This window comes from Rudaea sp. (genome assembly GCF_036560865.1).
GTDB lineage: Bacteria > Pseudomonadota > Gammaproteobacteria > Xanthomonadales > Rhodanobacteraceae > Rudaea.
Map to the genome: position 1 here is coordinate 1 of NZ_DATBQK010000138.1, position 14,043 is coordinate 14,043.

Consider the following 14,043-nt stretch of genomic DNA (forward strand, 5'->3'; position numbering starts at 1 on the left):
CGCACTGCACCGCTTTGGCTATTCCGACTGAACTGCGTGTGAAAGAGCGTTGGCCGCAAAGAGCGCAAATGACGCGAAGTAAAAGCAAGGCTCTCTTTTGCGCTCTTTGCGGCTAAATATGTCTGATCTGAGCCTGCATCATGCGCGTTGAGCAGCAACCAGCCTTCATTCTGCATGCACGCGCGTATCGCGAAACCTCGCTGCTGCTCGAATGTCTGACGCGCGATCACGGCCGGGTCGGACTCGTCGCGCGCGGGGTGCGTCGCGAGCGCACGCGTACACCACGTGCGCTGCTGCAGCCGTTGACACCGCTGCAGCTTGGCTGGAGCGGGCGCGGAGAACTCGCCACCCTGACTCAGATCGATGCAGCTGGCTCCGGCTTCGACCTGCACGGCGAAGCGTTGCTGTGCGCGCTCTATCTCAACGAACTCGTACTGCGCCTGACTCCGCGCCAGGACGCGCATCCCGCGCTGTTTGCCGACTACATGGAAACGCTGGCGCGCATCGCGCGCGGCGAGCCGCAGGCGTGGACGCTGCGACGCTTCGAGCGCGATCTGCTGGCGCATCTGGGTTATGCGCTGGTACTCGATGCGGAGGGTGACGACGGAGCGCCGATTGTGCCCGACCAGGACTATTGCTATCGCCACGAACACGGCCCGGCGCCGTGGCGCGATACGCGCGACGGCATTCGCGTGCGTGGCTCGGCTTTGCTCGCGCTGAAGCAGGATAAGATCCCGGCGCGCGCGGATCTGGCAGCGCTGCGCCGCCTGATGCGTGCGCTGATTGCTGCGCACCTCGACGGCGGCGAGCTGCGTGCGTGGCGCATGCTTGGCGCCGTCGCCGTGCGCGATCAGGACGCCTCCGGCGAAAGTTGAGTAACGAGCGCAGCGGACGTGCGCTCGCATGCATCCACAAATTCGACAAACTCCACTTGTATACTTCGGTCGTCCACGCCGAGTTTCGCTTCGAGTCGCGCCGCTGCCACGGCGAGCATGGGTGTGCCGCAATAGCGGCAGGCGGCCCGCAAGCGGTGCAGATAATCGCGCAAGTCCTGCATCGACATGGGCTGCACCGTTGCGGCGATGAGCGGAATCGTCGCTGCAAGGTCCTGCAACAGCAAACCCCGCAAACCGCGCAGCGCAGCGGCATCGCCGCCAACGCTGGCGAGCGCACCGGTGTCGTCGAGCAAATCAATGGCGCAAAACCTGACCTCAACAGTCGACGCAATATGCGCGTGGCCCACCTGCCAATCAGGCAGCGTATCGGCCAGCACGCTCGCCAGGCGATCGATGCCGATCGGCTTGGTCAGCGCGTCGACGTAGCCGGCGGCATGCAGTTCGTCGCGCGTGATGGCATCGAGCTCGGCGCTGGTCGCAATCGCGACGACCAGATTGCCTCGCGCGCGCAACGCCTGCAGCAGGGGCGCACCGCCGAGATCGGGCATGCGGCGGTCGAGCAGCAGCAGATCGAATTTCTGCTTTTCGCAGGCAGCGATTGCGTTCATTCCGTTCGCGACGGCGGTCACTTCGCAACCCAGTTCGTGCAGCGCCGACGCCAGAAACAGCAGGCTCACCGAATCGTCGTCGGCGACGAGAATACGTGGTGGCGCGATGGGGGCCATAACGAAACTATAGCAGCGGCGCTGGCTGGGCCGGCACCGCTGCGCATCCTGCTGTTATCATGCGCGGCTCGCGAAATCCTGCCCGTCGCGCAACGATTGAATACCCCAGATACCGCATGACCACACTCGAAGCCGATATCACCGATCTGACCCATGACGGACGCGGCGTCGCGCATATCGCGGGCAAGGCGGTATTCGTCGCCGGCGCGCTGGCGGGCGAGCGCGTGAAGCTGCGCTACACCGGCAAGCACCGGCATTACGACGAGGCGGCGGTCGAGGAAATTCTGCTGGCTTCGCCCGACCGGGTTGTGCCGCGCTGCGCGCATTTCGGCGTCTGTGGCGGCTGCGCGTTGCAGCATCTGGATCCGGCTGCGCAAATCGCGGCCAAGCAGCGCGCGCTGCTGGAAAACCTCGAGCGCATCGGCAAGGTGCAGCCGCAGGCTTTGCTCGAACCCGTGACGGGCACGCCTTGGGGCTATCGGCGCAAGGCGCGTCTCAGCGTGAAATTCGTCGACAAGAAGGGGCGCATGCTGGTCGGCTTCCGCGAAAGCAACGGCCGCTATGTCGCTGATATCCGGCGCTGCGAGGTACTGCATCCTGCGGTTGGTGAGCGCATCGAAGCGCTTGCGGCGCTGCTCGAATCGCTGCAGGCCAAACGCGAGATTGCGCAGATCGAAGTGGCCGCGGGGGACGATCTGGTCGCGCTTGTGTTTCGCCATCTGCAGCCGTTGTCCGAGCAGGATCGAAGCGCGCTCGTCGAATTCGGCAAGACACATCAGCTCGGTATTTTTCTTCAACCCGGCGGTATCGACAGCGTCGCGCCGCTGTGGCCGGAACAGGCTCAGCTCAGCTTTCGTCTGCCCAAATACGATGTGGAGCTCGATTTTCGTCCGCTCGATTTCATCCAGGTCAATGGCGGCATGAACCGGCGCATGATCGACCATGCCCTGGGTCTGCTCGATCCGCAACCGACCGATCGCGTGCTCGATCTGTTCTGCGGTCTCGGCAATTTCACTCTGCCGCTGGCGCGCCGCGCAGCGCAGGTGACCGGCGTGGAAGGCGAAGCGGGACTGGTACGCCGCGCGCAGGAAAACGCGCAGCGCAATAAAGTGGAGAATGCCACGTTCTACAGTGCCGATCTTGCCGCCGATCAGCGCGGGGCGCCGTGGGCCAAGGCGGATTACGAACTGTTGCTGCTCGATCCGCCGCGTTCCGGCGCCGATGCCGTGCTCGAATATCTGCCGAAGCGCTCGACGCGGCGGGTAGTCTATGTTTCCTGCCATCCAGCTTCACTGGCGCGCGACGCGGGAATCTTGGTCGAGAGGCATGGTTTCATTCTCCGGAGCGCCGGCGTGATGGACATGTTCCCGCACACCGCGCATGTCGAATCGATTGCGCTGTTTGAGCGCGACTAGAATCAAAGAAAATTGGCCGCAAAGAGCGCAAAAGGCGCAAAGAAAGTAAGAGCGGCGATGCTGAAAGAAATTGCAGTTTTTTGCGTCCTTTGCGCTCTTTGCGGCTAAATCGCTTCTTGCTTCTGTGACAGGGTTTGTATGGGTATCGAGATAGAACGCAAATTCCTTGTCGCCGGCGATGCATGGCGCGCACAGGCGTTGCGCTCGCAGCGCATGCTGCAGGGTTATCTGATCGATGCCGATATCGTGCAGGCACAGGCCGGCACGCGTTGCTCGCTGCGCGTGCGCATCGGTGGTGAGCAGGCCTGGCTGAACATCAAGTCGGCGAATCTCGGCATCGCACGGCAGGAATACGAGTACGCGATTCCTGTGGCCGACGCCGAGCGCATGCTGCGCGATTTCTGCAATGGCGCGATCGAAAAGGTTCGCCACTATGTGCCATATGCGGGCCTCACCTACGAGGTCGATGAATTTTTCGGCGAGAATGCGGGGTTGGTCGTCGCCGAACTCGAGCTCGATGCCGTCGATCAGGTGTTTGCCAAGCCCGACTGGCTCGGCCGCGAAGTCAGCGACCGCTTGCGCTATTACAATCTGCACTTGTTGCAACATCCGTACTCGCGCTGGGACGAGCGCGAACGTGCAGGAGATTGAACCTTGTTGATCATCGGTATCCAGGACATCCAACTCAGCGCGCGCGAGCGCGAATGGATCGCCACGCCGCAGGTAAGCGGCGTGATCCTGTTCAAGCGCAACTTTGCCTCACGCACGCAGGTGACTGCGCTGATCGAAGAGTTGCGTGCCGAGCGTGGTGACGCGTTCCTCGTCTGCGTCGATCAGGAAGGTGGACCCGTACAGCGCTTTCGCGAAGGTTTCATCCGCTTGCCCGCCCTCGCACGGCTGGGCGAGCTGTACGACCGCGACCCCCAACAAGCGCTCGCGCTCGCGGAGGAGCACGCCTGGCTCATGGCCACGGAAATGCGTGCGATCGACATCGATATCAGCTTCGCGCCCGTGGTTGACCTGCAGCGCGGCAATCGGGCGATCGGCGAGCGTGCCCTGCACGCGCAACCCGCGTCGGTGTCGGCTCTTGGCCTGGCTTATCTGCGCGGAATGCGCCTTGCCGGCATGGCGGCGACGATCAAGCACTTTCCCGGACATGGTTCGGTGCTCGAAGACACGCATGTCGACAACGCGGTGGACGCGCGCTCGCTTGCCGAACTGCGCCGCGACGATCTGCTGCCGTTCGCCGATGCGATCGTCGCCGGCGCGGAGGCGGTGATGATGGCGCATGTCGTCTATCCGCAGATCGACGCGCAGCCGGCGGGTTATTCGCGCATCTGGATTCAGGACATCCTGCGTGGCGAATTCGGATTCCGCGGCGTCGTGTTCAGCGATGACATCAGCATGACCGCAGCCGAGAGCGCCGGTGGCATCGATGCGCGCATCGCAGCGCATCACGAGGCCGGCTGCGATCTGGTCCTGGTCTGCAAACCGGAAATCGTCGACGCGTCGTTGCGCGCGGTGCGCGATGCCGTGCCTTGCGATCCTGCACGCCTGGCGACGCTGAGGGGCGGCGTTGCTTCGACCTGGGATGCGCTCGTGAGCAATCCGCAACGCGATCGTTTTATCGCCCACCTCAAGGAGTTGATCTCGTGACCACACGTCCCGCGCTTGCCGAAGCGCTGAAAAAGGCCGACCTGCTGTTCGATCGCTCCGCTCTCGATGCAGCGATCCGCAAAATGGGCGCGGCCATCGGTGCGGAGCTGGCGAACGATGTGCCGATTTTCCTCACCGTGATGAACGGTGGATTGATCTTCGGCGGCATCCTAGCGCTGGCGATTCCCGGCGATCTCGAATTCGACTATGTGCACGCCACACGCTATCGCGGCGGCACGCGCGGCAACGATCTGCTCTGGGTCAAGCAGCCGCGCCAGCAGTTGCGTGGGCGCACCGTGCTCTTGGTCGACGATATTCTCGACGAAGGGCACACGCTGAAGGCGATTCGCGATTTCTGCATTGACGAAGGCGCTGTGCGCGTATTGATCGCCGTGCTGTGCGACAAGGCGCACGACCGCGCCACGCCGGATGTGCGCGCGGATTTCGTCGGCGTCACGGTGCCGGATCGCTACGTGTTTGGCTTCGGCATGGATTACTACGAGCAGGGCCGTAACCTGCCCGGAATCTACGCGATATGAGCAACGATCCTGCGATCGAGCTTGCGATTGTCGGCGGCACCGGTTTGTATAATTTTCCAGGTCTGGAAAATGTGGAAAAACGCGCCGTCGATACGCCGTTCGGAGCCGCTTCGGACGCAATCACGCTGGGCGAGTTGCACGGCAAACGCATGGCCTTTCTCGCTCGCCACGCCGCCGGGCATTCGATTGCGCCGCACCGGATCAATTACCGCGCGAATATCTGGGCACTGCAGCACTTGGGTGCGCGTCGCGTCGTCGGCGTGAATGCGGTCGGCGGCATTCGTGCCGACATGGCGCCGCGCGCGCTCGTCGTACCGGATCAGATTATCGACTACACCCATGGGCGCTTCAGCAGTTTCTGCGATGTCGAAGGCGCCAAGGTCGAGCACGTGGATTTCACCGAACCCTACAGTGCGACGCTGCGTGCCGATCTGATCGCTGCCGCAGCTCGCGCCGGCGTCGCCGTGGTCGATGGCGGCTGCTACGGCGCCACGCAGGGACCGCGCCTGGAAACCGCGGCTGAGATTGCGCGCCTGCGCCGCGACGGCTGCGACCTCGTCGGCATGACCGGCATGCCGGAAGCCGTGCTCGCGCGCGAACTCAACATCGACTACGCCTGTCTGGCACTGGTGGCGAATTGGGCCGCCGGCTGCGGCGGTCAGGCCAAGATCAGCCTGCCCGAAATCTTCGCCCACCTGGACGCGGCCACGGCGCAAGTACCGCCGATCATTTCCGCCTTGCTGGTCTAAAGCCGCGCTCAGCGATCGGCGGAAAGGCGCACCGGGTCTCGACTTTCACCGACACGACCGGGGTCCTCACGCTGCCTCAAAAACGCCATAGTTGCAAAATTATGTTAATTCATTGTTATACTTGTGCGCGTGCATGGGGTCGCGCACTTGGGGATACCGCGGCCGCCCGTGCACTCGTCCAGTCAGTGTCGAGGTCGTAAATGCGTACCGGTACAGTGAAATGGTTCAACGATGCCAAAGGGTTCGGCTTTATTGCACCTGAGGAAGGCGGCGAAGATGTATTCGTGCACTATTCGGCGATAAACTCCGAAGGATTCCGCAGCTTGCAGCAAGGTCAGAAAGTAAATTTTGAAGTAGTCGATGGTCCGAAGGGCTCGCAGGCGGCTGGAGTTCAGATCGTCAAGTAGCCGTTGCCCGTTGCGCTTGAAATACAAAAGCCCCGCCATGACGGCGGGGCTTTTTCTTTGTTCGCGAGGTAGGACCGATCAGGCGGCGAACTGCAGGCGTGCCAGCTCGCTGTACAAACCGCCGGCATGCATCAATTCGGCGTGCGTACCCTGGGCGACGATGCGGCCGGCATCCATGACCACGATGCGGTCGGCTTTCTGCACGGTGGCGAGGCGGTGGGCGATGATCAGGGTGGTGCGCCCGTGCATCAGGCGTTCGAAGCCGTGCTGGATCGCAGCTTCGGATTGCGCATCGAGATTGCTCGTCGCTTCGTCGAGCAGCAGGATGGGTGAGTCCTTGAGCAGTGCGCGTGCGATCGCGATGCGTTGCTGCTGACCGCCGGAGAGACGCACGCCGCGCTCGCCGAGATAGGTGTCGTAACCCTCCGGCTGCACGGCGATAAAGTCATGTGCCTCGGCGGTTTTTGCCGCGGCAATTACGGTTGCCTCGTCTGCATCGACGCGGCCGAAGCGGATATTGTCGCGCGCGTTCGCGCCGAAGATCACCGTGTCCTGCGGCACGAGCGCGATGGACTGGCGCAGCTCGGGCAGGGCGAGACGTTTCAAATCCACGTTGTCGATACGGATCGAGCCCGACTGCGCATCGTAGAAGCGCAGCAACAAGTGGAAAACGGTACTTTTGCCCGCGCCGGACGGACCGACCAGGGCCACGGTTTCACCCGGCGCGACGACGAGACTGAAATCGTGCAGGGTCGGCGCTTCGGGGCGCGAGGGATAGCTGAATTCCACATGCTCGAAGCGGATTTCGCCGCGCAGCGGCTGCGGCAGGCGCGCCGGGCTTTCCGGCGAATGGATCGATGGCGTCGTCGCCAGCAGTTCCTCGATGCGCTCCATCGCGCCGGATGCGCGCGATACCTCGCTCCACACCTCGGTCAGGCCGCCGATCGAGCCGGCGGAAATCACCGCGTAGAGCACAAACTGGCTGAGGATCCCTGCGTCCAGCGAGCCGTCCATCACGCTGCGCGCGCCGCTCCACAGCACCAGGGTGATTGCGCCGAAGACCAGCAGGATCACCAGCGCCGTGAGTCCGGCACGCTGACCGATGCGCCGACGCGCAGTGGCGAGGGCGCGTCCGATCGCCGCGTCGTAACGCGCGATTTCGACCGGCTCGCGGACATAGGCCTGCACCGAGTAGGTCGCATTGAGTGTTTCGTTGGCGATCGCGGCCGCATCGGCTACCCGATCCTGGTTCGTCCGCGCAAGCTTCTGCTGGCGTCGTCCGGCGAGTACGATCGGCAGGACCACGAGCGGGATCACGAGCGCGGCGTAACCGGCGAGGCGCGGGCTCGTCGCCACCAGCATCGCCGCGCCGCCGAGCGCGGTGACCATGCTGCGCAGCGCGACGGAAAGCGACGAGCTGACTACGGTCTGCACCAGTTCGGTGTCCGCGCTCAGACGCGAAGTCAATTCGCCCACGCGCGTGCGCTCGAAGAACGGCTGATCGAGCGAAAGCAGATGCGCATACAACTGCTTGCGCAGATCGGCAACCGTGCGCTCGCCGAGCAGGCTTACACAGAAATAGCGCGCGGCAGTCGCAATCGCGAGCACCGCAGCGACGCCGAACAGCGCGGCGAAACTCGAATTGATCATCGCCCGATCCGCATGCGCGAAACCGTGATCGATCATCACGCGCACCGCGAGCGGCAGCGTCAGCGTCGCCAGCGACGACAGCGTGAGAAAGCCGAGCCAGCCGAACAGGAGGGCGCGGTATTTGCCCAGATACGGCAGCAGCATGCGCAGCGCGGAGAAGCGTTGCAGCGGCGCAGGAGTAGTGGACAAGGTCATCGGTTCAGTGGGCATGGGCGAGGCTGGCTACAGGATTCCTGATTGCGACACGCTGATCTTTTCCCTCCCCCCTGCGCCAGCGGGGGAAGGCGGAAGGGGGCGCTCTGTCCTGGTTCTATTGTGCCCAGCGCCATGAAAATCAATCTATCACTCGCAAAACACAGCGGCCACGCGTCATATCGGCAAGCAGCGCGCGCAGTTCGGCGACGCGCTGTACAGGCAGCGCAAGGCGCAAATCGACGCCATCGCCCCCGAAACGTTCGCCAAGCTTGGTCGCCGCAAATTCCGCGAGGCGCGCATGCAGCATCGGCACGACAGAAAATGGCAGCGCGAATTCGACCGTGGCCAGCTCGATCAATTCCGTTTTCGCGGCAAGACGCAGGCATTCCGCCGCGCAGCCACCGTATGCGCGCGCGAGCCCGCCCACACCGAGCTTGATCCCACCGAACCAGCGAGTGACGACGACGATCGTATGGTCGCAATACTGCGTATCGATCGCCTGCAGGATAGGTTTGCCCGCGGTACCGGCCGGCTCGCCGGCGTCGTTGAAGCGGTACTGCTGGCCGATGCGATACGCCCAGCAATTGTGCGTCGCATCCGCATCGGCAACTGCCGTGGCAAACGCGAGCGCGTCAGCCGGTGAGGCGACTCTGGCTGCATGGACCACAAATCTGCTTTTGCGAATTTCCCGGGTCAGCGTCGCCGGCACCGCCAGCGCATAACGTGCAGCAGTCATTTCAGGCCGAGCTGGTCAAGCAGGTCCTGCCGCCACGGGTCGCGTGGGCAATGCTCGTGAAAATCTGCGTACGCCTTGAATGCCAACTCACGATGCCCCTGCTGCAGTAGCCTCTGGACGAAGGCGAAGCGCAATTCGTCAGAGGGCGGAATATCCGGTGGGTAGGTACCTTGCCAGTCTTTGCCACGCAGCGGAACGGGACAATTCAATTGCGTCACAGCGGCCGGCGCCCCCTGTAGCGCTGCTGCCGGAGCGGATTTCGCGGCATTTTCTTGCAGCACCCCCTGTTGCGCAGCGAATTGATCATCGACTCGCTGTTTCTGTTTGTTCTCGTCGATGCGCATCGATTTCGCCACGGGTGCGGGCTCCGCAAGCGGCGCTGCTGCGGGTGCAGATGCGGCATTTTCCACTTTTCCCAGTTTGTCGCGTGCCGATTCCTTCGCCAGCGCAGGCGCGGCAGGGAACGCCTGCGCCGGCGTTTCGGCGGTTTTGGCGGGCGCTGCGGAAGCGGGTGGGGGCAATTCGCGGTGCGCCAGTGCACCGCCAGTCGATGGGGCCGCTTCGGTTGGACGCGGCGGCACCGGCCGCGCCGACGCTTTCGCGCCGAATGCCTCCACTGCGGCGGCGGGCGCATTCGCCGCCGCGCTATCCGTGGCAGACGCATCCGGCTTGCCCGTCGCCGTGGACGGGGAAGCCGTCGCGCGATTGGCAGCTGGCGCCGCGACTGAAGTCGTCTCGGTAGCAGGCGCGGCGACCTGGTTTCGTGCCGGCCACATCTGCGGTGCGACGCGCCAGGCGATGCCGGCGGCAAGCAGAAATGCCGCGGCCGCGCCAAGTGCGGGCAATCGGTTCGAACGTCTGCGTGCGGCAATTTGTGTAGCCGCCGTTGCCGGCTCGCGTGCCGCGCGTTGCGCTAGCGCGCGCACGCGCGCGTCGAGCTGCGCGTCAGGCTCGGGCTGCGGCAACTTGCGGTATAGCGCGGCCAGGCGCGAATCGTCGTCGCGCAGAAACTCTTCGAATTCCCGGTCGAACTTCTGTTGCGCGATGTTTTTCTCGTCGCTCATTCGGCAAGTCTCTCGCGTATTTTCGCGAACGCATAGCGCAGGCGCGACTTCACCGTTTCATGGCCTGCGCCGGTGACCTCGGCGATTTCGTCAAGACCCAGCCCGCTTTCGACGCGCAGCAGGAACGCCCTGCGCTGTTCGGGCGACAGCGCTTCGAGCGCAAGCTGCAGACGCCGACGCTGCTCGAACTCGCTCAGCACCTGGTCCGGTCGCTCGTGCTCCGGCACCTCGAGCAAACGCATCACTGTATCGGTTTCATCCGCATCGGCTTGCGGTCGCGCGCGTCGATGACCATCGACAATCAGATTGTGCGCGATCTGCAGCAGCCAGGTACTGAATTTCGCTTCGACTCGATAACGCGAGCGGGCCACTATCGCGCGGCCCCAGGTTTCCTGGAAAAATTCGTCCGCGATTGCGCGTTCCGCAACGCTGCGCAGGATGAAGCGGTACAGCATACCTCGTGTGCGGGAATACAACACATCGAATGCGCGTAGATCGCCGGCTGCATAGGCGAGCATCAATTCCTCGTCGGTTTTCTCCGTCTGCATATGCGCGCAGCGTAAGGGAAACCTGCGCGCAGGGGAAATACGGGGAGAGGAAACAGCGACTGTCATATGACATGCAACGCAAATACGTCGCCGAAGGGGTGATTCGTCCTGTTCTGCCGTGCTCGCAGCGAGCGTTCCGCTGTCCCTGCGTTCGAGCGCATGCGCGCAGCGCGATCCGCAGACCATGACTTTAGTTGGGGTGCTTTTCCCTCAAACCATGACTTTAGTTGGGTACTTCACACGCAACGGTTCGCATTCCATCCGCATCCTTAATAAGGACCGATGCGTGTGTGCACCGGCTACCCATCCCGTGTACTGAGGAGTTGCATCATGCAAACAAACAATTCTGGACGTGTGCGTGCGTTGTCGCTCGCGGTGTGCGCACTGCTTGCTGGCGCCGTATCGAATTTCGCCAGCGCGCAGGAACCCGCGGCGCATTTGCGTACCCTGATCTACCTTCCCGCGGATCGTGCCGCGGCGGATTCCGCGGCCATCGCCAAAGCATTCTCCGATGAAGGATTCAACGTTACCGTGTTTGCCGCGACCGCCGGCGAGGACCAGCTGGCTTATGCGCGTCGCGCCGCACACCGGGTAAAAGACCTGGTCGCGCAAGGCACGCCGGCGGAAGATATCAGCGTCGTCGGCGCCGGATCCGGATCGCCGGTCGCCGTGCTCACTTCGGCATCCGCGGGCCTGCGCGACGTCAACTATGTGTTGCTTGGCCATTGCGACGAGAGCCTCAAGGATAAGTACCGGTTCCGCATGAGCGGCCGCGTGCTCGGCATCCACGATGTGGACGACCCCGACTCGCATTGGTGCCGGCCGCTGTGGCGCATGTCCTCGCGCGTCAGTGCGCGGCGTGAGGTGGCGATCGCAACCGGATTTGGCGCGACTCTGTTCGACGCTCCGCGCGATGAGTGGATGCGTCCCGCACTCAGTTGGGTGACACACGGGCAAGTCGATGTCGGTGCGGCGAAGTTCAGCCAGGTTGGCGACAACCTGCTCGATCACGCAAATTGAAGAAAACGTGACAGCGCCGTTCGTGCCGGGCATTCCGCGCATCCAGCCATGAACGGCCGCCCAACCTGCGGCCTGCGCGTAACCCAATGCCGGCCGTATACGGTTAACATGCTTTTCCCGATGCATATTCGGAGCGAAGCATGATTCGTGAAATCCTGAAAATGGGCGACCCACGTCTGCTGCGCATCGCCCAACCCGTACAGACGTTCGATACGCCTGAGTTGCATGCGCTGATCACGGATATGTTCGAGACGATGCAAGCGGCTGGCGGCGTCGGCCTCGCGGCGCCACAGATCGGCGTCGATCTGCAACTCGTCATTTTCGGTTTCGAACGCAGCGAGCGTTACCCCGATGCGCCGCCCGTGCCGCGCACGATCCTGCTCAACCCGGAAATCACGCCGCTGTCGCAGGACAAGGAGGAAGGCTGGGAGGGATGTCTCTCTGTGCCTGGCATGCGCGGTGCGGTCGAACGCTTCTCGCTGATCCGCTATACGGGTTTCGATCCGGCCGGAGCGAAGATCGAGCGCGACGCGGAAGGTTTTCACGCACGCGTCGTGCAGCACGAGTGCGATCACCTGATCGGTCGGTTGTATCCGTCGCGAATCACCGATTTTTCCAAGTTCGGGTTTACCGAAGTGCTGTTTCCGGGGTTGGACGTCACGCTGGACGAATAGGCGCCGCCGCCACAACATCACGGATCGCGCATCACCATCAGGCGCAGCTCGGTCATGTCCTCGATCGCGTAGCGGATGCCTTCACGGCCGAGGCCGGAATCCTTGACGCCGCCGTACGGCATGTTGTCGACGCGGAAACTCGGCACATCGCCGACGACGACGCCGCCGACCTCGAGTTCGTCCCACGCGCGCATCGCCTTGCGCACGTCGTAGGTGAACACGCCAGCCTGCAGGCCGAATGTGCTGTCGTTGACGATGCGGATCGCATCATCGAAATTTTTGTACTTCTGCAACAGCGCGACCGGGCCGAAGGCTTCCATGCAACTGACTTTCTGTTTCGGATCGACGCCTTCGAGCACGGTCGCTTCGAGCATCGAACCGGTGCGCTTGCCACCGCACAGCATCCTCGCACCGGACTGCACGGCTTCGATAATCCAGTCGCCGAGGCGCTTGGCTTCCCTCTCGTCGATCATCGGGCCGATAAAGGTCTTCTCGTCCTTCGGATCGCCGGCGACGAGCTTCTTGGTCGCCGCAACGAAGGCGTCGCGGAATTTATCGTAGAAATCCTCCTGCACCAGGATGCGCTGCACGCCGATGCAACTTTGTCCCGATTGGTAGAACGCGCCGAAGATCATGCGCTCGACAACGAAGTCGAGACGGTCGCCTTGGTCGGCATCGACGATGCACGCCGCATTGCCGCCGAGCTCGAGCACGACCTTCTTCTTGCCCGCGCGCGCCTTCAAATCCCAGCCGACCGCGGGCGAACCGGTGAACGAGAGCAGCTTGAAGCGCTCGTCGGTGGTGAACAGATCGGCACCGTCGCGATGCGCCGGCAGGATCGAGAATGCGCCTTTCGGCAGATCGGTCTCGGCCAACACCCCGCCCATGATCAGCGCGCCAATCGGCGTGCGGCTGGCGGGTTTGAGCACGAACGGGCAACCCACGGCAAGCGCCGGCGCGACCTTGTGCGCGGCGAGGTTCAACGGGAAATTGAATGGCGAAATGAACGAGCACGGCCCGATCGGCACGCGCTTGGAAAATCCGCGATAGCCTTTCGCGCGCTGCGAGATTTCCAGATTGATCACTTCGCCGTCGATGCGCACTGATTCCTCGGCCGCAACCTTGAACGTGTCGATCAGCCGCGTGACTTCGCCGCGCGAATCCTTGATCGGCTTGCCCGCCTCGATGCACAGCGCCATCGCCAGTTCGTCGTAGCGCTCGCGGAAGCGCTTGACGCAATGCTCCAGCACCGCCTGGCGCTGATACGGCGCCATCTTGCGGCAAGCCCCCTGCGCTTCGACCGCCGCGGCGATGCCCGCGTCGATCGCCTTCGCATCGGCCATTGCGACGCGTGTGGCGACCTTGCCGGTGAATTTGTCGGTGACTTCGAGATCGGTGTTCGGCTGCTGCGCTTCGTTGGCGAGGTAGTAGGGATAATTAGGCTTAAGCATGACGATGGGTCTCATTGCGACGGATGAGGGGGTTCTGGCCGGAACGAGTGAAGTGTTACGCCGAGGCGGAAGCGCTTAAAGATTGGCATGTATCCCTTGACGCCAAGTAGATGAAAAAGTATACTGTCGCCACCTTGGCAAGGTCGCGCTGGTTCAGTATAAGTTACGATGGGGGCTCGGATAATCGAGCCCCGTACTTGAGGTGGAATTGCGATGAAAAAGCAATTAACCGAATTGCGAGCCTTGGCGCAGGCAAAGATCGCGACAGGGCAGGAACCGCCGTGGGCTTGGTTTCAGTATATGAAACTGATTGAAGTC

General features: G+C 63.0%; 15 protein-coding genes. 9 read left to right on the forward strand and 6 right to left on the reverse strand.

All coding sequences use genetic code 11. The features are described from left to right. Positions 1–140 precede the first annotated feature (140 nt). On the forward strand, positions 141–875 hold the full coding sequence (gene recO, locus VIE67_RS13340; RefSeq protein ID WP_332026936.1) for a DNA repair protein RecO: 735 nt from the start codon (positions 141–143) through the stop codon (positions 873–875). On the opposite strand, the gene VIE67_RS13345 is transcribed toward recO, so the two are convergent. Beyond that, entirely contained in the window at positions 851–1,621 is a 771-nt protein-coding gene (locus VIE67_RS13345; protein ID WP_332026937.1) for a response regulator, read from the reverse strand. The two genes, recO and VIE67_RS13345, sit on opposite strands and share 25 nt — an antisense overlap. A gap of 116 nt (positions 1,622–1,737) precedes the next feature. Between VIE67_RS13345 and rlmD the strand changes: the two genes are divergently transcribed. The 6 genes from rlmD (at position 1,738) to VIE67_RS13375 (ending at position 6,387) form a co-directional block, all read left to right on the forward strand. After that, positions 1,738–3,036: a 23S rRNA (uracil(1939)-C(5))-methyltransferase RlmD gene (gene rlmD / locus VIE67_RS13350; protein ID WP_332026938.1), complete on the forward strand. Its 1,299-nt coding sequence runs from the start codon at positions 1,738–1,740 to the stop codon at positions 3,034–3,036. Between the two features lie 138 nt (positions 3,037–3,174). Further along, the gene (locus VIE67_RS13355; RefSeq protein ID WP_332026939.1) at positions 3,175–3,687 is read left to right on the forward strand and encodes a CYTH domain-containing protein; all 513 of its coding nucleotides are present in this window, start codon (positions 3,175–3,177) and stop codon (positions 3,685–3,687) included. A gap of 3 nt (positions 3,688–3,690) precedes the next feature. Beyond that, positions 3,691–4,692, forward strand: coding sequence for a beta-N-acetylhexosaminidase (nagZ, locus tag VIE67_RS13360; RefSeq protein ID WP_332026940.1), 1,002 nt, complete (start codon positions 3,691–3,693; stop codon positions 4,690–4,692). Continuing rightward, on the forward strand, positions 4,689–5,231 hold the full coding sequence (locus VIE67_RS13365) for a hypoxanthine-guanine phosphoribosyltransferase (protein ID WP_332026941.1): 543 nt from the start codon (positions 4,689–4,691) through the stop codon (positions 5,229–5,231). Before nagZ ends, VIE67_RS13365 begins: the two co-directional genes overlap by 4 nt. After that, positions 5,228–5,980, forward strand: coding sequence for an S-methyl-5'-thioinosine phosphorylase (locus tag VIE67_RS13370; protein ID WP_332026942.1), 753 nt, complete (start codon positions 5,228–5,230; stop codon positions 5,978–5,980). The genes VIE67_RS13365 and VIE67_RS13370 overlap by 4 nt, the downstream gene beginning before the upstream one ends. A 200-nt stretch (positions 5,981–6,180) precedes the next feature. Continuing rightward, entirely contained in the window at positions 6,181–6,387 is a 207-nt protein-coding gene (locus VIE67_RS13375; RefSeq protein WP_332026943.1) for a cold-shock protein, read from the forward strand. Between the two features lie 78 nt (positions 6,388–6,465). Here VIE67_RS13375 and VIE67_RS13380 read toward each other — a convergent pair whose 3' ends face one another. The 4 genes from VIE67_RS13380 to VIE67_RS13395 all read right to left on the reverse strand — a co-directional run bounded on the left by VIE67_RS13380 (position 6,466) and on the right by VIE67_RS13395 (position 10,580). Continuing rightward, positions 6,466–8,247: an ABC transporter transmembrane domain-containing protein gene (locus tag VIE67_RS13380; protein WP_332026944.1), complete on the reverse strand. Its 1,782-nt coding sequence runs from the start codon at positions 8,245–8,247 to the stop codon at positions 6,466–6,468. Between the two features lie 124 nt (positions 8,248–8,371). Beyond that, entirely contained in the window at positions 8,372–8,968 is a 597-nt protein-coding gene (locus tag VIE67_RS13385; protein WP_332026945.1) for an IMPACT family protein, read from the reverse strand. After that, positions 8,965–10,032 carry a hypothetical protein gene (locus tag VIE67_RS13390; RefSeq protein WP_332026946.1) on the reverse strand — a complete coding sequence of 356 codons (1,068 nt, stop codon included), beginning with the start codon at positions 10,030–10,032 and terminating at the stop codon, positions 8,965–8,967. The genes VIE67_RS13385 and VIE67_RS13390 overlap by 4 nt, the downstream gene beginning before the upstream one ends. Beyond that, entirely contained in the window at positions 10,029–10,580 is a 552-nt protein-coding gene (locus tag VIE67_RS13395; protein ID WP_332026947.1) for an RNA polymerase sigma factor, read from the reverse strand. Before VIE67_RS13395 ends, VIE67_RS13390 begins: the two co-directional genes overlap by 4 nt. A gap of 330 nt (positions 10,581–10,910) precedes the next feature. Between VIE67_RS13395 and VIE67_RS13400 the strand changes: the two genes are divergently transcribed. Continuing rightward, positions 10,911–11,600, forward strand: a complete 690-nt coding sequence (locus tag VIE67_RS13400; RefSeq protein ID WP_332026948.1) for a hypothetical protein — start codon at positions 10,911–10,913, stop codon at positions 11,598–11,600. A gap of 140 nt (positions 11,601–11,740) precedes the next feature. Next, positions 11,741–12,274 carry a peptide deformylase gene (gene def, locus VIE67_RS13405; protein WP_332026949.1) on the forward strand — a complete coding sequence of 178 codons (534 nt, stop codon included), beginning with the start codon at positions 11,741–11,743 and terminating at the stop codon, positions 12,272–12,274. Between the two features lie 17 nt (positions 12,275–12,291). On the opposite strand, the gene VIE67_RS13410 is transcribed toward def, so the two are convergent. Further along, positions 12,292–13,725, reverse strand: coding sequence for an aldehyde dehydrogenase family protein (locus VIE67_RS13410; protein ID WP_332026950.1), 1,434 nt, complete (start codon positions 13,723–13,725; stop codon positions 12,292–12,294). Positions 13,726–14,043: the final 318 nt, after the last annotated feature.

What these genes read in the sequence shown, in the direction of transcription:
- recO (WP_332026936.1), top strand. Translation starts at nt 141, where the DNA reads ATGCGCGTTGAGCAGCAACCAGCCTTCATTCTGCATGCACGCGCGTAT.
- VIE67_RS13345 (WP_332026937.1), bottom strand. Translation starts at nt 1,621, where the DNA reads ATGGCCCCCATCGCGCCACCACGTATTCTCGTCGCCGACGACGATTCG.
- rlmD (WP_332026938.1), top strand. Translation starts at nt 1,738, where the DNA reads ATGACCACACTCGAAGCCGATATCACCGATCTGACCCATGACGGACGC.
- VIE67_RS13355 (WP_332026939.1), top strand. Translation starts at nt 3,175, where the DNA reads ATGGGTATCGAGATAGAACGCAAATTCCTTGTCGCCGGCGATGCATGG.
- VIE67_RS13370 (WP_332026942.1), top strand. Translation starts at nt 5,228, where the DNA reads ATGAGCAACGATCCTGCGATCGAGCTTGCGATTGTCGGCGGCACCGGT.
- VIE67_RS13375 (WP_332026943.1), top strand. Translation starts at nt 6,181, where the DNA reads ATGCGTACCGGTACAGTGAAATGGTTCAACGATGCCAAAGGGTTCGGC.
- VIE67_RS13380 (WP_332026944.1), bottom strand. Translation starts at nt 8,247, where the DNA reads ATGCCCACTGAACCGATGACCTTGTCCACTACTCCTGCGCCGCTGCAA.
- VIE67_RS13385 (WP_332026945.1), bottom strand. Translation starts at nt 8,968, where the DNA reads ATGACTGCTGCACGTTATGCGCTGGCGGTGCCGGCGACGCTGACCCGG.
- VIE67_RS13390 (WP_332026946.1), bottom strand. Translation starts at nt 10,032, where the DNA reads ATGAGCGACGAGAAAAACATCGCGCAACAGAAGTTCGACCGGGAATTC.
- VIE67_RS13395 (WP_332026947.1), bottom strand. Translation starts at nt 10,580, where the DNA reads ATGCAGACGGAGAAAACCGACGAGGAATTGATGCTCGCCTATGCAGCC.
- VIE67_RS13400 (WP_332026948.1), top strand. Translation starts at nt 10,911, where the DNA reads ATGCAAACAAACAATTCTGGACGTGTGCGTGCGTTGTCGCTCGCGGTG.
- def (WP_332026949.1), top strand. Translation starts at nt 11,741, where the DNA reads ATGATTCGTGAAATCCTGAAAATGGGCGACCCACGTCTGCTGCGCATC.
- VIE67_RS13410 (WP_332026950.1), bottom strand. Translation starts at nt 13,725, where the DNA reads ATGCTTAAGCCTAATTATCCCTACTACCTCGCCAACGAAGCGCAGCAG.